This window comes from Corynebacterium sp. HMSC076C10 (genome assembly GCF_001812455.1).
Taxonomy (GTDB): domain Bacteria; phylum Actinomycetota; class Actinomycetes; order Mycobacteriales; family Mycobacteriaceae; genus Corynebacterium; species Corynebacterium jeikeium_D.
Genome location: NZ_KV809094.1, coordinates 161,111 through 180,797, shown reverse-complemented (window position 1 = coordinate 180,797; position 19,687 = coordinate 161,111). Strand labels below are relative to the sequence as shown.

General features: G+C 59.3%; 15 protein-coding genes. 8 read left to right on the top strand and 7 right to left on the bottom strand.

Annotated elements, in window-relative coordinates:
- Positions 1-27: 27 nt before the first annotated feature.
- The 4 genes from HMPREF2857_RS02320 to infC form a co-directional block, all read right to left on the bottom strand.
- On the bottom strand, positions 28-858 hold the full coding sequence (locus HMPREF2857_RS02320; RefSeq protein WP_070642537.1) for a TrmH family RNA methyltransferase: 831 nt from the start codon (positions 856-858) through the stop codon (positions 28-30).
- Positions 859-1,042: 184 nt separating this feature from the next.
- Positions 1,043-1,426 (bottom strand): 50S ribosomal protein L20, encoded by a 384-nt coding sequence (rplT, locus tag HMPREF2857_RS02315; protein WP_005511721.1) that lies wholly within the window; start codon positions 1,424-1,426, stop codon positions 1,043-1,045.
- 77 nt (positions 1,427-1,503) lie between these two features.
- Positions 1,504-1,698, bottom strand: a complete 195-nt coding sequence (gene rpmI, locus HMPREF2857_RS02310; protein WP_005511726.1) for a 50S ribosomal protein L35 — start codon at positions 1,696-1,698, stop codon at positions 1,504-1,506.
- Between the two features lie 76 nt (positions 1,699-1,774).
- Positions 1,775-2,326: a translation initiation factor IF-3 gene (infC, locus tag HMPREF2857_RS02305; RefSeq protein ID WP_005511730.1), complete on the bottom strand. Its 552-nt coding sequence runs from the start codon at positions 2,324-2,326 to the stop codon at positions 1,775-1,777.
- Between the two features lie 411 nt (positions 2,327-2,737).
- Here infC and HMPREF2857_RS02300 point away from each other — a divergent pair, with 411 nt between their 5' ends.
- Positions 2,738-5,158 carry a DUF2339 domain-containing protein gene (locus HMPREF2857_RS02300; protein ID WP_070642534.1) on the top strand — a complete coding sequence of 807 codons (2,421 nt, stop codon included), beginning with the start codon at positions 2,738-2,740 and terminating at the stop codon, positions 5,156-5,158.
- 1 nt (position 5,159) lies between these two features.
- On the opposite strand, the gene uvrA is transcribed toward HMPREF2857_RS02300, so the two are convergent.
- Entirely contained in the window at positions 5,160-8,012 is a 2,853-nt protein-coding gene (uvrA, locus tag HMPREF2857_RS02295) for an excinuclease ABC subunit UvrA (RefSeq protein WP_016422907.1), read from the bottom strand.
- A 139-nt stretch (positions 8,013-8,151) separates the two neighbouring features.
- On the opposite strand from uvrA, the gene HMPREF2857_RS02290 reads away from it, so the two are divergent.
- The 4 genes from HMPREF2857_RS02290 (at position 8,152) to HMPREF2857_RS02275 (ending at position 13,659) form a co-directional block, all read left to right on the top strand.
- Complete coding sequence (locus tag HMPREF2857_RS02290) at positions 8,152-8,859, top strand: MBL fold metallo-hydrolase (RefSeq protein WP_070642532.1); 708 nt, start codon at positions 8,152-8,154, stop codon at positions 8,857-8,859.
- Between the two features lie 166 nt (positions 8,860-9,025).
- Complete coding sequence (locus HMPREF2857_RS02285; protein WP_016422909.1) at positions 9,026-9,895, top strand: DoxX family protein; 870 nt, start codon at positions 9,026-9,028, stop codon at positions 9,893-9,895.
- 133 nt (positions 9,896-10,028) lie between these two features.
- Positions 10,029-12,530: a HelD family protein gene (locus HMPREF2857_RS02280; RefSeq protein WP_070642529.1), complete on the top strand. Its 2,502-nt coding sequence runs from the start codon at positions 10,029-10,031 to the stop codon at positions 12,528-12,530.
- 34 nt (positions 12,531-12,564) lie between these two features.
- Positions 12,565-13,659 (top strand): DNA glycosylase AlkZ-like family protein, encoded by a 1,095-nt coding sequence (locus tag HMPREF2857_RS02275; RefSeq protein ID WP_070642526.1) that lies wholly within the window; start codon positions 12,565-12,567, stop codon positions 13,657-13,659.
- 84 nt (positions 13,660-13,743) lie between these two features.
- Here the strand turns inward: HMPREF2857_RS02275 and HMPREF2857_RS02270 are convergent, their stop codons facing one another.
- Both HMPREF2857_RS02270 and uvrB read right to left on the bottom strand, forming a co-directional pair.
- Positions 13,744-14,184 carry a universal stress protein gene (locus HMPREF2857_RS02270; RefSeq protein ID WP_005511992.1) on the bottom strand — a complete coding sequence of 147 codons (441 nt, stop codon included), beginning with the start codon at positions 14,182-14,184 and terminating at the stop codon, positions 13,744-13,746.
- A gap of 132 nt (positions 14,185-14,316) precedes the next feature.
- A complete protein-coding gene (gene uvrB / locus HMPREF2857_RS02265) occupies positions 14,317-16,449 on the bottom strand; it encodes an excinuclease ABC subunit UvrB (RefSeq protein WP_070642524.1) in 2,133 nt (710 codons plus the stop codon).
- 412 nt (positions 16,450-16,861) lie between these two features.
- Between uvrB and HMPREF2857_RS02260 the strand changes: the two genes are divergently transcribed.
- From HMPREF2857_RS02260 to HMPREF2857_RS02250, 3 genes are all read left to right on the top strand, one after another.
- The gene (locus tag HMPREF2857_RS02260; RefSeq protein ID WP_069359792.1) at positions 16,862-17,743 is read left to right on the top strand and encodes a type IV toxin-antitoxin system AbiEi family antitoxin domain-containing protein; all 882 of its coding nucleotides are present in this window, start codon (positions 16,862-16,864) and stop codon (positions 17,741-17,743) included.
- A gap of 69 nt (positions 17,744-17,812) precedes the next feature.
- Positions 17,813-18,781: an ABC transporter ATP-binding protein gene (locus HMPREF2857_RS02255; protein WP_070642521.1), complete on the top strand. Its 969-nt coding sequence runs from the start codon at positions 17,813-17,815 to the stop codon at positions 18,779-18,781.
- A gap of 24 nt (positions 18,782-18,805) precedes the next feature.
- Positions 18,806-19,654 carry an ABC transporter permease gene (locus HMPREF2857_RS02250; RefSeq protein WP_048732182.1) on the top strand — a complete coding sequence of 283 codons (849 nt, stop codon included), beginning with the start codon at positions 18,806-18,808 and terminating at the stop codon, positions 19,652-19,654.
- Positions 19,655-19,687 lie beyond the last annotated feature (33 nt).

Genomic DNA, 19,687 nt, shown 5'->3' with positions numbered 1-19,687 from the left:
GTGCACGCACCTCACCATCGAGGTTTCCTACTTACCCCGGACCGTCTCCCACAGGCACATGGCCGCTGCGGTGGCGAGGTTCAACGACTCTGCCTCGCCCTTAATCGGGATGGACACACTTGCCCCCGCCGAGGCCGTAATCTCCTCCGACAGGCCATGGGCTTCGTTGCCGAAAAGCCAGGCGACGGGACCGTCGGGAAGCGCATCAACGCCGAGCGTGAGAGCGCCATCCATCGCCGTGGCGAGGGTGGTAAAGCCCGCTTCCCTAACTTTCTCCATAACGACGTCAATATCGCGCTCGCGTGCGACAGGGGTATGAAAAACAGAACCTGCCGAGGAACGCACGGCCTTAGAATTCAACGGGTCAACCGAATCGCCAGCAAGGATAACCGCACCAGCTCCGAGAGCATCAGTCATACGCACAATCGTGCCGACATTACCCGGGTCATTGCACTCCACCGGAATCACCAAACAGCCGGACCGCTTTCCAACCTCAATAGCCTCTTCCAACGAAGTGGACACCGCATTGGTGTCGCAGACGGCGAAGAGTCCGGTGGTGGTGACAGTTTCGCTCAAAGAGCGGGCAGCGGAGTCGTCGATAAGCGAAACAGACTTACGCTGCGTCCCAGATTCGAGATACCCCGTGAGCAGCTCTCGGAACTGCTCGGCGGCGGCAGCGGTGACGAAGATTTCCACGACAGCCTCTGCGCGGATAGCTGCATCGACGGAATTGAAGCCCTCAATGAGGAAGCGACCGGCCTTCTTCCGCTTGGCCGCACGGTGGAGCTGAATAGCCGCCGAGACTCGCGGAGTGCGAGGAGTAAACGGCTCGTCGTTGAAGTACAGCGCAGAGTTCATAGTGATTAATCCTAGTGATGCGGCTCGGGATTCATAACCGCCAGCAGGCCAGTGCGAATACGAAAAACCACCGCCGAGGGTATTCGTTAACCCAATCGACGGTGGTTTTTCAAAGATGTTGGCAGGCGCACTGCCAGTAAGCAGACGCTTGCCGACGCTACGTACGAGTTACCTCGTAGCTGCTTTACTTAGCAGCAGGAGCGTTGACGTCCTCCGGCAGAGCGTCCTTAGCGACCTTGACCAGAGCAGCGAATGCCTGCGGGTCGTTGACAGCCAGCTCAGCCAGGTTCTTACGGTCAACCTCAACGCCAGCCAGGTTCAGGCCCTGGACGAAGCGGTTGTAGGTGATGTCGTTAGCGCGGGCAGCAGCGTTGATGCGCTGAATCCACAGACGACGGAACTGACCCTTACGGTGGCGGCGATCGCGGAACTCGTAGGTCTTGGAGTGGAGCATCTGCTCCTTGGCCTTGCGGTACAGGCGGGAGCGCTGACCACGGTAGCCCTTTGCGGAATCGAGAACTTCGCGACGCTTCTTCTTAGCGTTAACAGACCGCTTCACACGTGCCACGGTGATACTTCCTTTTCGTTGTCTTTAAGAACTAGTGAAATTAAGAGGGCGATTGCCCTGGGACGAGGCTTGAAAAACTAAGCCTTGCCCAGCAGACGCTTGACGCGCTTGACGTCCGACTTAGCAACGTCCGTGGTGCCCTTCAGGCGACGGGTACGAGTGGACGGCTTGCCCTCCAGGAGGTGGCGGCGATTAGCCTGCTCGCGGCGCAGCTTGCCGGAACCGGTAACCTTGATGCGCTTTGCGGTGCCCTTGTGGGTCTTCTGCTTCATGTTAAAACTCTCCCCTACCGATCTTTGACGCTCGTGGCGCAAAAATCTCGTTTACAACCATTTCTGGTCAGGTCGGTTACTTCTTACCCTTATTCCGAACCGGCCCCAGGACCATAGTCATGTTGCGACCGTCCTGCTTCGGTCGAGACTCGACGGTGCCGTACTCTTCGACATCGGCGGCCAGACGCTCCAACAGGCGGAATCCCAGTTCTGGACGAGACTGTTCACGGCCACGGAACATAATCGTGACCTTGACCTTCGAACCCTTTTCCAAGAAACGAACAACGTTATTCTTCTTGGTTTCGTAGTCGTGGTCATCAATCTTCGGACGGAACTTCTGCTCCTTGACCACAGTCTGCTGCTGGTTCTTTCGAGCCTCGCGTGCCTTCTGGGCTTGTTCGTACTTGAACTTGCCGTAGTCCATAATCTTGGCGACCGGCGGCTTTGCTCGCGGAGCAACCTCAACCAGGTCAAGGTCTGCTTCGTAAGCGAGCTTGAGTGCGTCACCGGTGCGGACAACGCCCACCTGCTCACCATTCGGTCCTACAAGGCGGACTTCCGGTACTCGAATATCCTCGTTAATACGAGCTTCAGCGCTGATGTGGCCTCCTAGGTTGAACCTGAACAATCTTCGTTTCAAACCGCGATAGCAAGCGGGAAAGGAAGAAAAGCCACGCGTCTACAGCGGATTACTACACACTGTATAAGGACGCCTTCCAATCGTGCGATGTGACATCACCGATTAGGGTGGACCCCGGCGCTACCGTAATTCTTTGGCGCACCTAGGGTGGGACTTAAATCCTCTTCGCTGCCGAATGCAACTAAATGCTCCCCGAAGGCAGCAAACATCGCATTCTGGCGGTCGTAGACGAGATGTTAACACAGCTATTCTCGCACACCAAAACCGACGCTTATGCCAGGTTATTTACCACCAGCTCCCCGGCGCACTACCGAGCGCTTAAAAGTGCAATCCGAATTGTAATCAGATTGGTAGATTCTCTCCATAGTTTTTAGGCCAAACACGATTAAAGTCGTCACCATGAATACTGGCTCCAACGGCTTTGGCCCTAAAGCCGAGAACACCGATCCTAATCAGCATTCCGCCCGATACGACAAGCCTCCGACCGGCGATTTTGTCCTGACCGGCGACTCCGTCTCAGAGCTTTCCCATGCTCTGGCAGATCTCGAAGCTAGCTCGCTTCGGCTGGCTCAGCTGACTCATACTTGGCAGGTGCGCCTTTCTCAGGAAAGCGGGCAAACGCCGACTGGACCGCACGCGCCTCAAGGTGCGACTCAAGCGCCGCCCCATGCTGCACCTCAAGGGACACCTCAACACAATCCGCAACCGCCGCCAGCGCCCAGTCCGCCACTAGAGCAGGCACCTCGTCCCCGTTGGGAACCGCAGGCTGAGCAGACGCTGGCCACACCGCAGTATCCCCAGCAGTCTCAGCAGATGCAGGTGCCACCACCGCCAACGCAAGCTGACTGGCGGAACCAACCAGCACCCCTGCCACAGAGCGACGCAACTGCGCAGCCGATGTTCGGCTTCCCCTCTGCCCACCAATGGCGGCGGGATTCGAAGTCGCCACAGTCTTCTCCCTCGCCACAGTCTTCTCCCACAGACTCCACCCCGCCACCGAAGCTGCCAGAGGCACCGCGCGAACCTCGCGAGCCCTGGTGGCGCAACGAGAAGGCAATCATCAGAATCATCGCCATCTTCGGTGGTCTCATCACCGCTGCCGGTATCGCGTTTTTCGTCGCGGTCGCAATCCAATCCGGCCTGATTGGACCGGCCGGTCGTGTGGTCCTGGCTTACTTGTTGGCCGCCGTGCTCGCGGTCGCGGCTGTGCGAGCGCACCGTCGTCAAGCACCGCCTGCTGGTGTGACGGCGTTGATTGCGACATCACTAGCCGCTGCGCACCTGACAACGATGTCGATGTCCTACCTCCTCGACTGGATTCCGGTGGCCGCGACGCTGGTCATCATGCTGCCTTTCGCCGCAGTCGGTCTATACGGCGCGCGGTGGACGAAGTCGAGTGCAACCGCGGCGTGGACAATCACAATCAACACCGGATTAATGCTGTGGGCGACGATCGGCCTCAACTTCCACGCCCGCCCGCTGAGCTCCTCGCTCGCGCAAATCACCCTTCAACTGATGGTCATCGCCGCTATCGTCGGCCTCCTGAACGTCCCCTTCCGGAAGTACGTAGTCGCATTCCTGCTCGGCGCAAACGTTCTCATCGGCGTAATCACGACCAACAATGCACTGGTGATGCCCGCAATCGCCGCACTCACCATTGCCCTTTTCGCGTTTGCCCAGTTCGGCCCGCTGGCGTTGGCTCGCCAACTCACTCCCGAGCTTGACGACGAGCCTTCGGAAACCAGCACCTGGGAAGACGATCTGGTCACCATCACGTCAGTAGTTGCCTTCTCGACTCCGGTTGTAGCTGCAGTCCCCACGGTCAACGCCGCACAGTCCACCTCCAGCCTCTGGTTGCTGCTCTACGGCGGATTCGTGCTGTTCATCGCAATTGCTGCAGTATTCCTTTGGAACCGTGCCAGCTTCCGCTATCTCGCCCCAATGGCCTTAGCCACGGCAATTCTGCCCTGGCTAGCGCTCGCGGTGGCAGGCCCGGAAAGGAGCTCAGGAGCCGATACTGGACCCCACTCTTGGGGTCTCATCCCAATCTCTATCGGTGCCGCGCTCTTTGTCTGGGCGCTGGCCACAGCACCGAAGCACGGCGCGATTGGCGCACGACTACAGGCTCCTGAACCAACCCGGGATGCCGTCGCACCATATACAAAGATTGCGGCACTGACCTGGCTGCTCGGCGCAACGGTAGTACACCTCTACATCCTGCCCGCAGCATTGAATGCCGGTGCTGCGGACGACTACTCGGCAACGTGGGCAGAAATGCTTTCGCTGTTGTTCCTGCTGTGCGCCGACGTCGGCCTGGCCGTGACGGCAGCGAGGTCGCAGCTACCGCCAGCTTTTGCACTGATTGGCCTGGCTGCACTGGGTATGCCATTTATCATGCTGCTCACGACTATTGGCGTGAGCTTCAACGCTGCACACATGTTGTTGAGTATTTTCTGGGCCACGATTGCCGGCATGCTGGTGCTATCGAAGAGGTTCCACCACATTCCGGCGCGACTGGCAGCGGGTTTAACGATTGCGGCGCTGTCTATCGTCAAGCTGATCTTCTACGACATGGCAACGCTCGATGGCGTTATCCGCGCCTTGGCGTTCCTCGGCTGTGGTCTGATTCTGCTGGCCATGGCGGTCTCCGGGGCAAAGCAGAAGAGTGCCGAGGAGCCGGCGGCACCGGAGCGTGACGGCACCGCCAGCGATACTGACGCTGCCGCCGCTGCCGATGCCGACCCCGTTGCTGACAAACTGGAAGGCTTCACCCGCACCGACGGTCCTGGAATTTCCGACGGAAACGAGCCGACTACCTAAGCTACTTAAGCAGCGGCTTCAGGTACTGCCCGGTGTGGGAGCCGGAACAGTTCGCGACATCCTCCGGCGTGCCCTCTACAACCACGGTGCCACCGCCGGAGCCGCCTTCCGGCCCCATGTCGATGATCCAATCCGCAGACTTGATGACATCCAAATTGTGCTCAATGACAATGACGGTGTTGCCCTTGTCCACCAGGCCCTGCAACACCAACATGAGCTTGCGGATGTCCTCAAAATGCAGCCCCGTGGTCGGCTCATCCAAGATGTAGACCGTCCGGCCATTGGAGCGCTTCTGCAGCTCACTGGCCAGCTTTACACGCTGAGCCTCACCGCCCGAGAGTGTGGTTGCCGCCTGCCCGAGACGGACATAGCCCAGGCCGACGTCGACAAGCGTATTGAGATAACGCGCAATCGACTGAATCGGCTCGAAGAACTCCGCTGCCTCGGAGATGGGCATGTCCAGAACCTCAGCGATGGTCTTGCCCTTGTAACGAACCTCCAGCGTTTCGCGGTTGTAGCGCGCGCCGTGGCAAACCTCGCAAGGCACATAGACATCCGGCAGGAAGTTCATCTCAATCTTGATGGTGCCGTCGCCCTTACACGCCTCACAGCGGCCGCCCTTGACGTTGAAGCTGAATCGACCGGGCTTATAGCCACGAACCTTGGCCTCTTGTGTCTCGGCGAAGAGATTGCGGATCTTGTCGAACACACCGGTGTACGTCGCTGGGTTGGAACGCGGGGTGCGACCAATCGGCGACTGATCAACTTGCACCAGCTTGTCCAGCTGATCCAACCCCTCCACGCGGCTGTGTCGACCCGGCACCTGACGAGCACCGTTGAGCTCGTTGCTCATCACCTTGGCCAGGATTTCGTTGACCAAGGTGGACTTGCCGGACCCGGAAACACCCGTAACGCAGGTCAACACGCCGAGGGGGAACTTCACGTCAATCTTCTTCAGGTTGTTTTCGCGAGCGCCCTTGACCGTCACCATGCGCGACTTATCAATCGCACGACGGTTCTCCGGCACCGCCAATACCCGACGACCCGAGAGATACGCACCTGTCAGTGATTCCTCGCAGTCAACGATGCCAGACGGTTCACCCTGGTAGACGATCTGCCCACCGTATTCACCGGCCTTTGGCCCAATGTCGACCAGCCAATCGGCCTCGCGAATCGTGTCCTCATCATGCTCGACCACAATCAGGGTATTGCCCAGGTCGCGCAGGTTTTTCAGAGTCTTGATTAGACGGTTGTTATCACGCTGGTGAAGACCAATCGAGGGCTCATCCAAGACGTAGAGCACGCCAGCGAGCCCCGAACCAATCTGTGTGGCCAGACGAATTCGCTGCGCTTCACCACCGGACAGCGTGCCTGCCGAACGAGACAGGGACAGATAATCCAGGCCAACGTCAAGCAGGAACTTCAGACGAGCCTGCACCTCACGCAGAACACGCCCGGCAATCATTTCCTCGCGCTTGCCCAGAGTCAGCGAATTCAGGAATGCCGAGCCATCGTGAACCGATAGCTCTGTCAGCTCGGCAATATTCTTCTGCCCGAACTCCGCCGAATCCAACGTCACCGAAAGAATTTCCGGACGCAAACGAGTACCGCTACATGCCGGGCACGGCACCTCACGCATGTACCCCTGGAAACGCTCCTTCTGAGAGTCGCTCTCCGCCTGTGACAGCTTGCGGTGCAGGTACGGCATCACGCCTTCGAAAGGTGCGGTGTACTGGCGAGTGCGGCCATACCGATTGCGGTAACGCACCGTGACCTTGTGGCTGGAACCATGCAGCAGAGCCTTGCGCTGCGGCGCTGTAAGTTCCTCAAAAGGCGTGGTCGGGTCGAAGCTCATCTCGGTGGCGAGCCCCTCGACCAGTTTTTCAAAGTACTTCTTGTTCAGCGTCTGCCGCCACGGCGCAATCGCCTCAATCGTCGGCAGCGACGGATCTGGAATCACCAGGTCCGTGTCCACCTCCAGCTTGGTACCGATACCGTCACACTCCGGGCACGCACCATACGGCGAGTTAAAGGAAAACGACCGTGGCTCCAACTCATCGATAGCAATACGGTGCCCATTCGGGCAGGCCATCTTCTCCGAGAACCGCTGGGTTCGACGCGGGTCGTCCGCCTCTAGCCCAACGGCGTCGATGACCACGACGCCGTCGGCAAGCAGAAGCGCCGTTTCGACGGAATCGGTGAGCCTGCGCTGCTGCGACTCCTTCACCTGGAGACGGTCAATGACCACGTCAATGTCATGCTTGACCTGCTTCTTCAGCTTCGGCGGATCCGTCAGACGGTGCATTTCACCATCGACGATGACACGCGCGTATCCCTCGGATGCGAGGCGTTCAAACAGGTCGACGAATTCACCCTTGCGCGTGCGCACGACGGGTGCGAGGACCTGGAATTTGGTGCCCTCCGGCATTTCCATGACCTGATCGACGATCTGCTGTGGAGTCTGTGAGGAGATTACTTCCCCACAGGTCGGACAGTGCGGTGTACCGGTGCGCGCGTAGAGAAGACGCAGGTAGTCATACACTTCAGTGATGGTTCCGACGGTCGAGCGCGGGTTGCGGTTCGTCGACTTCTGGTCGATCGACACCGCCGGCGAGAGCCCCTCAATCATCTCTACATCGGGCTTTTCCATCTGCCCCAGGAACATGCGCGCATAGGAGCTCAGCGACTCCACGTAACGGCGCTGGCCCTCGGCGAAAATTGTGTCAAATGCCAGTGACGATTTACCCGACCCCGACAGACCGGTGAAAACCACCATCTTGTCTCTGGGCAAATCGATGTCAACACCCTGCAGGTTATGCTCGCGGGCGCCTCTGACCACTAGACGTTCAGCCACAGTGGGAAACCTCAATTCGTCGACGATTCACTGCCGACTAGTCTACAGCCCATAACCAATTTTTCGCACATGTGTTCAGAGACTCGTGGTTACGTTGCGTTCCTAGCGCGCCGACAGACACCTCATTACCCTGGGGCGCATGAACGACGACATTACAATCAGCCCCTACTCCAACTCGCCAAGCACGCGCGGCGTTGAGCGCATTGACTACGGCAATGTCACTATTTACAAGACCTCCGTCGGACCGATGGAGAACAACGTCTACCTTTTGGTCGACTCCCGCGAGCCCGACAATTCTCTACTTATCGACGCCGCCACCGACGCCGACCACCTAATCCGCCTGGTTGAGCACGTCGGCGCGCAGGTCCGCACGATTGTCACCACGCACTCCCACGGCGATCACGTTCAGGCGCTCGGCGAGCTCCTGCAGTCATTCCCGGCCCGCCACATCACGTCCAGCCTCGACGCTGCCGACATTCCCGAGCCCGCCGACCAGCAGCTCGACGGCGGCGAGACCATCACGTTCGGCGAGGACATCACGCTGCCCACGTTCATCCTTCGCGGACACACCAAGGGCGGCCTCTGCCTCGACCTGTCCGCCAAGGAAGCCGGCGCGCTTTCCGACGACACCCCGTCACACCACCTCTTCGTCGGTGACAGCATCTTCCCAGGCGGTGTCGGCAAAACGTACTCGCCCGAGGATTTCACGCAGCTTATCGACGATGTCGAGAGCCGTGTCTTCCGCGTCTACCCCGCCGACTCGGTGATTCACCCCGGCCACGGCAAAGACACCACAGTTGGTGTCGAGAGCCCCGAGGTCGAGAACTGGCGCCAGCGTGGTTGGTAGCGCTGGATGAGCGTGGTCGGTAGTGCTGGATGGTGCCGCAGCTTCTGAAAAACTTGTCATTCCCGCGACATAAATAGGCCGGGCTGCGTAGGATTAATAGTGAATTACAGCGACCAGATGGCCAAAAACACGGTTTCACCTGGACGACAAAGGAGATGGAATTTAGATGATTCGCAAGTTTGCCCGACCAATGCTGGCCTCGGTTTTCGTTGCCGACGGTGTCGACACGCTGATGAACCAGAAGGATCATGAAGAGGGCGCACGCGACCTGATTGCCCGCGTCCGCTCCGTAACCCCGAACCAGTACAACAAGTACGTGCCAAATAGCGAGAAGCTGGTTGTCCAGGTCGTCGCTGGCACCAAGGTTGCTGCGGGTTCCCTCTACGCTCTGGGTAAGGCCCCACGCCTGTCCGCCACCGCTCTGGTCGCTGCACAAGTTCCGACGATGCTCGCTCGCCACGCATTCTGGGAAACCCAGGATTCGAAGGAGAAGGCGGCTCGCCGCACTGGTTTCCTGACCGACATCGGTTTGCTGGGCGGCCTCTTCCTGGCTACTGCTGACACCGACGGCAAGCCGGGTGTCGCTTGGCGCGCTGAGAAGGCAGGCAAGCAGCTGAACAAGAAGGTTCAGGCTGCCCTGCCGACCAAGTCTGAAACCGAGCAGCGCACTGAGGAAATCAGCGCAGCCTTCGCTTCCGCCGGCGAGAACGTCCGCGAAAAGGCCGGCCTGCTCCGCGACCGCGCTTCTGAGGCCACCGATGGCGCTCGTGAATACGTCGAGGACAACAAGGACGGCTGGCGCGAGCAGCTCACCGACGCCTTCGACACCGCTAAGAGCTACGTCGAGGACAACAAGGACGACTGGATTGCCAAGGCCACCGAGCTCGCTGAGGACGCGCGCGACTATGCCGAGGACCTGGGCAAGGATCTCAAGAAGGACACTCGCAAGCAGCGCAAGGAACTGCGCAAGCGCGCAGCCAAGGCTTCCAAGGAGGCCAAGAAGTCCGCAAAGAAGGCGCAGAAGCGCCTGCAGTAAGTTTGCTGCCGCAGTTAAAGCGGTATACTTAAACGCTCCCCACGCCACTACGCGTGCGGGAGCGTTTTCATATTTTTATATTCATTCAGCACATCAGTTAGCACTAATTTTGCGATTCGTTGAGGAGACCAGGTTGGCGTCGCGCGCATCCGAGCCCGGGCAGGACCAGACAGGCCGCATTGGCCACACTGGCCAGGCAGGTCTGCCGGACCAGGCAAGTTCAGCACCACAGCGAGAAGAAGAAAGCATCCTCGCTGCCGAACAGGCCTACGTCGACCGTGCGTTCAGCTTCCTCGACCGGGCACGCGAGCGCGACCAAGAGTACCTGCGCCAGGTCATGCTCATCGACGACCCAGACCCGCAAGCCCGCGTTGAACGCGAGGTGGAATACCACCGACTACAGGCTAATCTGGACCGCTACCGCTCAGCCGAGATTGGCCTGGTCTTTGGTCGAATCGATATCGATGACACAGACCCCGACAATCCTTTGTCAGAGGAAGGGCCGGGGGCGACCGTCGATAAGCGATACATCGGGCGAATCGGCCTGTCCGATGAAGACGACGACTACCGCACGGTCATCATGGATTGGCGTGCCGACGGTGCGCGCCCGTTTTACCTGGCCACGACCGCGCATCCCGAGGGAGTCAGCCTGCGCCGACACCTGCGCACTCACGGCCGGAAGGTCCGCAGCATTGACGACGAATGGCTCTCCGGCGAGGAAGCCGACAGCGCACACGAGACCGAAGTTGAAGCGGGCGTCGGTGGCGAATCGGTGCTGCGGGAGGTCATGAATCAAGCGCGCACCGGCCATATGCGCGGCATTGTGGAGACCATCCAGCGCGAGCAGGACCTCATCATCCGCGACTCCACCCGCGGCACCCTGGTCGTCCAGGGCGGCCCCGGCACGGGCAAGACGGCGGTGGCGCTGCATCGCGTCGCATGGCTTCTCTACACCTACCGCGATCAACTGGCGAAAACCGGTGTCCTCATCATCGGCCCGAACACAACCTTCCTCGACTACATCTCCCGCGTGCTGCCGAGCCTCGGCGAAACGGGCGTGGTGCTGACCACCATCGCCGATCTCTACCCCGGCGTGCGCGGTTCCGACGCGCTTATCGACGGGCACAACCCCGAACCCCTGGTTGCGCAGGAAGTTAAGGGCTCGATTGAGATGCTCACGATCCTGCGTGAGGCCGTGCGGGCCTACCAGGAGCTGCCCGCGGAACCTCTTGAAGTCCGGAACGACAACATCACCCTGACGATCACACCTGACATGGTGAAAGCTGCACGCACGCGTGCGCGGAGGACTCGTAAACCCCACAATCTGGCTCGCCCGATTTTCCGCGATCACGTGGTGGAGCTCCTGGCCGCACAGATGGCCGAGGTCATCGGTGCCGATCCGCTGGGCGGCGAAAACCTGCTGTCCGTGACCGACATTGCCGATCTACGCGACGAAATCGACGAATCCGGAGCAGTTGCCGACATCCTCGATGAGCTGTGGCCTGCGCTTACGCCCGAGCGGGTGCTGTCGGAACTGCTGAGCTCTCGCGAGGCCATCGACTACGCCGCCACCGATTACGACGAGCTGACGCGCGAGGCTCTCTACCGGCCGGAAGGCACCGACTGGATGCCTTCCGACGCCCCGCTTCTCGACGAGCTGGCGGAACTCCTCGGCCCAGTTGGTGACGCGGAGGCCGATGAAGAGGATTGGCAGGCCCGCGTCGAGGAAGCGCAGGGCGCGTTGGATACCCTGTCCAGTTCTGCGTCCCAGGATCTTGACGACGGCTTCGAGGCCGAGATCTTGTCAGCGTATGACGTCATCGATGCCGAGGCACTGGCCGAACGCCACCGTGAGCGCGACCTGCGATCCACCGCCGAGCGGGCGGCGGCGGATCGCCTGTGGGCCTACGGCCATGTCATCGTCGACGAGGCTCAGGAACTCTCCGCGATGGCCTGGCGAATGCTGCGCCGCCGCAGCCCCAACGGCTGGATGACTCTCGTCGGTGACGTGGCCCAGACGGGCTCCCCCGCAGGTGCCGCGACCTGGGACGATGTGCTGGAACCCATCATCGGCGCGAGGTGGCATCTCCACGAGCTGACCGTCAACTACCGCACCCCAGCTGAGGTGATGGAGGTTGCCGCCAGCGTCCTGGCTCAGATTGATCCGGAGCTGGAGGCGCCGCAGTCGATCCGCGCGACCGGCCGCAAGCCTGTCCAGGCTCGCACCGTGACGGAGGCTCTGGCGCATGTGGAGCAGGTTGCGCAGCCAGACCGCCTGGTCGCTGTAATCGCGCCCGCCGAGTTGCTCGAAGCCACGCGCGCGGAGGTGCGGGAGTTCCTCGGTGGTGGAGCTGATGGAGATGGTGACCCTGATGGTGCTGGCGGGGCTAGTGCCGCCGATGACGCACCTGCTACTCGCCCCAGCAAACTCACCAACTGCGCGGTCTACGACATCACGACCTCAAAAGGCCTGGAATTCGACGAGGTCATCGTCGTTGCGCCCGACCAGATTGTGGCGCAATCCCCACAGGGGCTACAGGACCTGTACGTTGCACTGACTCGTGCGACCCAGGGGCTAATTGTTGTGGCGCCTCAGCAGTCGGGCGTTTTGCCGGAGCTGCAATGGTTAGAATGACGAGGATAGTGCCGTACAGAATGAGTGAGACATTATGTCCCAAAACTATCTACCTCAGCTAGCTGAACTTCGCGCACGCCGTCTCATTGCCCAGGGGTTAGCTGCAAGTCAAGCACGCAGCGATTGGAATACAAACCTCAAGTCGCCTGCATTATCAGCAACGCATGGCATGGTTGCTCTGCAAGGACAGAATTATTCGAACGGTGTTGATGCCATCGCCTTGCGCAGTGGCAGCACCACCGACGATGTTTTAGCAGCCATTTCTTCTTACGACATCGTTCGCTGTTGGTCGCAACGAGGCACCCTGCACTTTGTTTCAGCGCAAGACGCGGGAGCAATTATGAGGTTGACGAATCCGCGCATCGAAAAGGCGGCCGCAAGACGTCGTACGACACTCGGGCTTTCTCAAGATGATGTGCAGACCGCAAGGGCAGCATTTCATTCCGAATTGCGCTCACGTGGCCTGTCCGACCCGCTGACTCGGACTGAAGCCTATGAGGTTTTCGCAGATCATGGAATAGACCCCACGGAACAAAGAGGCCCTCACCTACTGCGCTCATTCGGCGGCGAAGGTGCTGTCGTCCAAGGGCCACGAAAAGGATCCGAAGATACCTTCGTCCTGCTTGCCGACGTAACTTTCAAAGGCGGCCTCTCAGCAAATACCACGGAGGGCTCCAGCACAGAACACTCAGCTGAATCCACGCTGGCCGACATTGCCTGGCGCTATGTTAATTCCCGCGGACCTATCTGTGTAGCTGACTTCGCGTGGTGGCTGGGGCTGACGAAAACTCAAGCGAAAAAGGCCTTTAAGCTTATCGACCACTTAATAGTTCCTTTCTCCCTCGATTCCTCTGCCTCTCCGGACGCGCCAACTGACACAGAATTCACCGGCGAAGGACTCGCACAAAATGAGTACTTCATGCCGGCATGGCAGCAGAACGTAGCTGAGGCCGAGCTTGAAGCCGCGCTTTCACTGACGCTTCGACTGCCCGCTTTTGACGAGTACCTCATGGGCTATGGCAGCCGTACCGAAGTTCTTCCTGAATCCCTTCGCAACCAGGTCTTAACCAGAAATGGAATCAGCTGGCCTTTTGTAGTTGAAGAAGGGGTTATCACCGGCCGGCAATAGAAAAACCGGCACCTCATCTAAGAGGTGCCGGTTTAAAGCGAAGGCTAAATTGTTAGCTCACGGTCTTATTAGCTCACCGTTTTATTAGCTCACAGTGTGAACGATCATGACGTCACAGTCCGACTGGCGAGCAACATCAGCCGGCACAGAGCCCAGCAGACGACCAGTCAGCGAGTTAATGCCGCGGTTACCAACCACCAGCAGGTCAGCGCGACGGTCGGTGACCAGAGACATCAGAGCCTCAACCGGGGAGCCGGAGCGAACCTCGGTCTCAACCTTGGTAGCGCCGACGGCCTCTGCGGCCTCCTTAGCAGCAGCCAGGTTCTTCTGAGCCGGATCATCACCGAGGACCTGAACCGAATCCTGGCGCAGGGTCTTGGACGCATCCTCTGCAGTCTCGTAGTAAGCGCAGCCGATAACCAGGGTGGCATCGAAAGCAGCGGCAATCGAGGCAGCGCGCTCTACTGCGAGCAGCGACGACTTAGAACCATCCGTGCCGACAACAATGGTCTTGTAATCACTCATGAAAACTATCCCTCACTGTGGAAGTTGCATTAAAACAGTTCATCGTGCGTAACGCCGTCGTTGCCCCGAACCCACTGGCCAGAGCCACTTTCGCGAATACACTGTTTTACTTCCCACAACAGTAGCAAAAAACTACTCGACACCGGCCTCAATCATCCCCTTAAGTTCCTTCTTGAGGTCGAAAATCTCATCGCGCAAGCGCCCCGCGAGCTCGAACTTCAACTCTCGCGCAGCCGCGGCCATCTGCTCCGACAGGTCCGCGATAAGCGCCTCGAGCTCAGCCCTCGGCATCTGCTTACCGCTGGCACCATCGGCCGCGCCCGAGCCGTCGGCACGCGAGAGCAGCGCATCAGCGGCCGCACCGGTCTTGCCTTCGTAATCGGTGTCAGCGTTGTCGTAGACCTGATCCAGAATGTCCGCGATCTTCTTGCGCAGCGGCTGCGGATCGATGCCATGCTCGGTGTTGTACGCAATCTGCTTTTCGCGGCGGCGCTCCGTCTCGTCGATGGCGAACCGCATGGAATCGGTGATCTTGTCGGCGTACATGTGCACCTCGCCGGAGACGTTTCGCGCGGCACGACCAATCGTCTGAATCAACGAGCGCTCCGAACGCAGGAACCCCTCCTTATCGGCGTCGAGGATTGCCACCAGCGAAACCTCGGGCAGGTCGAGGCCCTCGCGCAGCAGGTTAATGCCGACCAGCACGTCGTACTCGCCGAGCCGCAACTGTCGCAGCAGCTCAACGCGCTTGAGCGTATCCACATCCGAGTGCATGTACCGCACCTGCACACCATTTTCGAGCAGGTAGTCGGTCAGGTCCTCCGCCATCTTCTTCGTCAGGGTGGTCACGAGAACGCGCTCGTCACGCTCGGTGCGCTTTCGGATCTCGCCGATCAGATCATCAATCTGCCCCTCAGTAGGCTTAACGACGATCTTGGGGTCCACCAGCCCAGTCGGACGAATGACCTGCTCCACATACTCGCCACCGGCCTTCTCGAGCTCATAGTCACCCGGCGTTGCGGACATAAACACGACCTGGCCCACTCGGGCATCGAATTCGTCGAACGTCAGCGGGCGGTTATCCAACGCCGATGGCAGGCGGAAACCGAAGTCGACGAGGTTGCGCTTACGGGAGGCATCGCCCTCGAACATGCCGCCAATCTGCGGCACGGTGACGTGCGACTCATCGATGATGGTGAGGAAGTCCTCCGGGAAATAGTCAATGAGCGTCGCGGGGGCCGAGCCCGGCGCGCGACCATCGATGTGGCGCGAGTAGTTCTCGATGCCGGAGCAGAAGCCGACCTGTTCAATCATTTCGAGGTCGTACTCCGTGCGCATGCGCAGGCGCTGTGCTTCCAGCAACTTGCCGCGGTTTTCCAGATCCGCCAGGCGTTCGGCGAGTTCGGCCTTGATGTCCGCGACGGCGCGTTCCATGCGCTCCGGGCCGGCGACATAGTGCGTAGCTGGGAAGATGCGCAGCTCCGGGACTTGGTCGATGACGTCGCCTGTGACCGGATTGAGGTAGTACAGCGAATCAATCTCGTCGCCGAAGAACTCCACCCGCACTGCCTTTTCTTCGTAGGCCGGGATGATGTCGACCACGTCACCTTTTACTCGGAAGGTGCCGCGGGTAAAGGCGATGTCATTGCGGGCATACTGAATGTCCACCAAAAGGCGCAGGAACTGGTCGCGGTCGACTTCCTCGCCCTCCTTCAGCCACACCGAACGGTCGAGGTAGGACTGCGGGGTACCCAGGCCATAGATGCAAGAAACAGAGCTGACGACGACTACGTCGCGACGCGACAACAGCGCTGAAGTAGCCGAGTGGCGCAGTCGCTCCACGTCCTCGTTGATGGAGGAATCCTTTTCAATATAGGTATCGGTCTGCGCGATATAGGCCTCGGGTTGGTAGTAGTCGTAGTACGAAACGAAGTACTCGACCGCGTTGTTTGGCAGCAGGCTGCGGAGCTCATTGGCCAGCTGGGCCGCCAGCGTCTTGTTCGGTGCCATGACGAGGGTTGGCCGCTGCACCTTTTCGATCAACCACGCTGCGGTGGCTGACTTACCGGTACCCGTGGCACCCATCAGAACGACCTCGCGCTCGCCTCTATCTAGGCGCTCCGACAGTTCCGCGATTGCCTGCGGCTGGTCGCCCGACGGTTCGAATTCACTGATGACCTCGAAGTTTCCCTCAGCGCGCTCGACTTCACCGACGGGCCGGAACTCCGAGTGTGCGAGGACGGGTTGCTCTGCTGCAAATGCCATAGTTCCCAGCGTAGCGAAGGCTGTCTTGAAAGCGGCTGGTTACGTTACTTCCTGGGGCTTTGGGCTATCCAGGGCTGGGGCCCAGGGCTGGGGTCCAGAGCCTAGGAGCGGCTGTCGAGTTCCGGACCAACATTAAAATCGGCACAGATTTGGACAAGGCTGGCATAAAGTCGGTGCCAGGCCAGCAAAGGCGGGTTCCGCTTCACCAGCTGGCCCTTAGTGCGCAGCGGCTGGCTCGTGGTGAAGCGCAAGCCGTCTTATCGATGGTCCACGGCTGCGAGGCTGCGAGGCTGCAAGGCTGCGAGGCTGCGGGAGGCCTGGGTTATCCACACCCTGAAAGTTGTCCACAGATTGGACACGGAGCCTCTCTCACAGAAAATCCCCTGGGCCGCAAAAGCTTAGAGTCCCGACCATGGGAAGTTTCACCACGGCCGAGTTGCGTGCACTCGGCATCGGAGAGAAAAAGACCAGAGCCCTCCTACAACAAGGCAGGCTAACTAAATTGGTACGAGGCCTCTACATTGACGACCACTCTCCCGCCTCAGTCGCCCGAGCAATCACGGGGCATTACAAAAGCATTGCGCTAAGCGGTAAAAGCGCAGCTCAAATCCACTTGAGACTTCCCCTGACACTTCCTATCCAGGCAGAGGGCGCGGGATCAGTTCAGGCCGAGACCTTCTCCATTAGGCACAGTCGTCTGCCGGCCTACACCGACATCAATGGCCTCCCAGTTGTCGAAGCACTCTGGGCAGCACGAGCTTCAAAAGACTATGCACGCAGAATCCTGGAAACACACTACGCCGGCCGGGGCGGCGAGAAGCGACTCAACCACGACCTCAGCCGGATGCGGAAAGTCCCCGCATGGCTGCGTGAAACCATCACCACCACGCCGATTGGCTCATGCAGCGAACTCGAGCGCAAGCTGGCCCGTCCACTAATCAAGCGCGGGTACCGCATCCGAATGAACCAGTACATCGGCCCCTACTGCTTCGACATCCTGCTTGACCAGTGGAAAATAGCCATCGAAGTTGACTCAGAGAAGTACCACGCCAACGAGGACTCGTTCATCACAGATCGCTGGAAGACCAACTCCGGCACGCTGCACGGCTGGATAATCCTAAGGTTCACAGACTCATGCATCAATTGGAATCTCGACAGCGTCCTCGACGAAATCGAGCAGGCAATCCGATGGGTACAAAAGCGCCGTCCCCGCGTGGACTATAAACCAGGATGGCCTGCCTGCCAGAAAGTCTGGGAGTGGAATCCAACGGTTGGCTACGCCAACAAGCAATGACACCTGTCATGGGCAATTCGTGACACCACCTATACGTCCATACCTCTAATCCGCGCTGAACTTGGAACTATGAATCCGGACGTAATTCTCGAGTTCTCCAATATCACCAAGCAATTCAGCAAAGGCCAGGTAACCGCACTCGATGATGTCAGCGCCACCGTCCGCCGCGGTGAGGTCGTCGCCATCCTCGGTGAAAACGGCGCAGGCAAAACCACACTTATCGATCTCATCCTCGGCCTGACCACACCCACCGCCGGCCGCATCGAAGTCAACGGCCAATCATCCAGGAACGCGGTCAATGCTCAGCAGGTCGGCGCTATCTTGCAGACGGGCGGTTTGCTTCCCGACGTAACGGTCGAGGACACACTCAAGATGATTGCCAGTGGCTATTCGGAGCATGTGGCGTTGGCGGACGTCGTAAAGCAAGCGCGGCTGGAACCCTTGCTGAAGCGGAAAGTCGGTAAGTGCTCGGGCGGTGAGCAGCAGCGATTGAAGTTTGCGTTGGCCCTGCTCAGTGATCCGGAGTTGATTGTGTTGGATGAGCCGACAGCGGGGATGGATCCGAGTGCGCGGCGCAATTTTTGGGCGGATATTCATGCCCGGGCGGAGCGTGGCACGACGGTGTTGTTCACCACGCATTACATGGATGAGGCGGAGGATTTTTCGAAGCGAATCATCATGCTGCACAAAGGGCGTATCATGGCGGACTTGGATACGCCGAGCATGCTTGCGCTGAGTAAATCAGTGCTGGTTGAGGCTAATTTTCCGGGTGCGGCACCGGAGCTTTCAGAGCGCACTGAGGTCGATGAGGTCACCTGGTTGAGTAGCGCTGCTGGGGAACCGGCCGGGACCAGTAGGCGCGTGCGGCTGCGGACACGGGATTCGGACTCACTGCTTCGTCACTTGGTAACGGAGACGGATGCGACCGACTTCACGGTCCAGCGCGCGAAGCTTGATGACATTTTCATTTCTATGCAGCGTGACGCAGATGTTGCAGCTGATGCCACGCCCGATGTCGCCGTGGCTGCTGGGAACTAAAGGAAATAACTGGAAAGGATTGCCATGACGTACACCGCGACTGAAACTTCGTCCGACATACCCGGCGCGACTGCTGGTACCAGCGCAACAAAGCTAACCGAATCCCACGGCCTGTCGACATACATCGCCATTCAGATCAAACGCTATCTGTCCGACTGGTCGAACCTGTTCTTCTCCATCGGCCTGCCCATCTTGTTCTTTCTGGTGTTCGGTGCCTCGCTCGACCGCGGCGGCGATGCCTTCCCTCACGGCAATGTCACCGCCTACGTGATGATTGGCATGGCTATTTACGGCGGCGTCACAGCAGCGGTGGCCAGCGCCGGACAAACGATTATGGAGCAAACCACGGGATGGGGTCGCCAGCTTGCGCTGACACCAATGTCGACGTCGCGTATTGTACTAAGCCAGGCAATTCTGGTGCTCTTCGCCGCAGTGTTGCCGATTGCGGCAATGTATCTTCTCGGCCTCGTCATCGGCACCGAGATGGAGCCACGGGCCTGGATTGTCAGCTTCATTCTCTGTGTTGTAACCTGTCTGCCGTTTGGTTTCTACGGCTATGCCTGGGCACTGCTGCTGCCGAAGCCGTCAGCGCTCAGTATCGCGTCGGGCTCGATTGTCGTGCTGTCTTACCTCGGCAACCTCTTTATCCCGATGCAGGGCGCGTTGCTGGCAATCAGCCGCTTCACGCCGCTGTTCGGTTCTGTGACTCTGTCGAGGTATCCGCTGACCGCAGGTCTTACTCCCAGCACGGATACTGGTGCAGGACTCTACACCGAGCCACTGTGGGTGCCCATTGTCAATGTTGCAGTTTGGAGCATCCTGCTAATCGGCTTCTGCATATATCTGAACAAGCGCGAGAAGTCGCGGCTGTAAATAACGCGGCGAAACACGGCTAGATAGCAAACC

What these genes read in the sequence shown, in the direction of transcription:
- HMPREF2857_RS02290 (WP_070642532.1), top strand. Translation starts at nt 8,152, where the DNA reads ATGAACGACGACATTACAATCAGCCCCTACTCCAACTCGCCAAGCACG.
- HMPREF2857_RS02260 (WP_069359792.1), top strand. Translation starts at nt 16,862, where the DNA reads ATGGGAAGTTTCACCACGGCCGAGTTGCGTGCACTCGGCATCGGAGAG.
- uvrB (WP_070642524.1), bottom strand. Translation starts at nt 16,449, where the DNA reads ATGGCATTTGCAGCAGAGCAACCCGTCCTCGCACACTCGGAGTTCCGG.
- HMPREF2857_RS02275 (WP_070642526.1), top strand. Translation starts at nt 12,565, where the DNA reads ATGTCCCAAAACTATCTACCTCAGCTAGCTGAACTTCGCGCACGCCGT.
- HMPREF2857_RS02255 (WP_070642521.1), top strand. Translation starts at nt 17,813, where the DNA reads ATGAATCCGGACGTAATTCTCGAGTTCTCCAATATCACCAAGCAATTC.
- HMPREF2857_RS02285 (WP_016422909.1), top strand. Translation starts at nt 9,026, where the DNA reads ATGATTCGCAAGTTTGCCCGACCAATGCTGGCCTCGGTTTTCGTTGCC.
- HMPREF2857_RS02270 (WP_005511992.1), bottom strand. Translation starts at nt 14,184, where the DNA reads ATGAGTGATTACAAGACCATTGTTGTCGGCACGGATGGTTCTAAGTCG.
- HMPREF2857_RS02250 (WP_048732182.1), top strand. Translation starts at nt 18,806, where the DNA reads ATGACGTACACCGCGACTGAAACTTCGTCCGACATACCCGGCGCGACT.
- HMPREF2857_RS02300 (WP_070642534.1), top strand. Translation starts at nt 2,738, where the DNA reads ATGAATACTGGCTCCAACGGCTTTGGCCCTAAAGCCGAGAACACCGAT.
- rpmI (WP_005511726.1), bottom strand. Translation starts at nt 1,698, where the DNA reads ATGAAGCAGAAGACCCACAAGGGCACCGCAAAGCGCATCAAGGTTACC.
- HMPREF2857_RS02320 (WP_070642537.1), bottom strand. Translation starts at nt 858, where the DNA reads ATGAACTCTGCGCTGTACTTCAACGACGAGCCGTTTACTCCTCGCACT.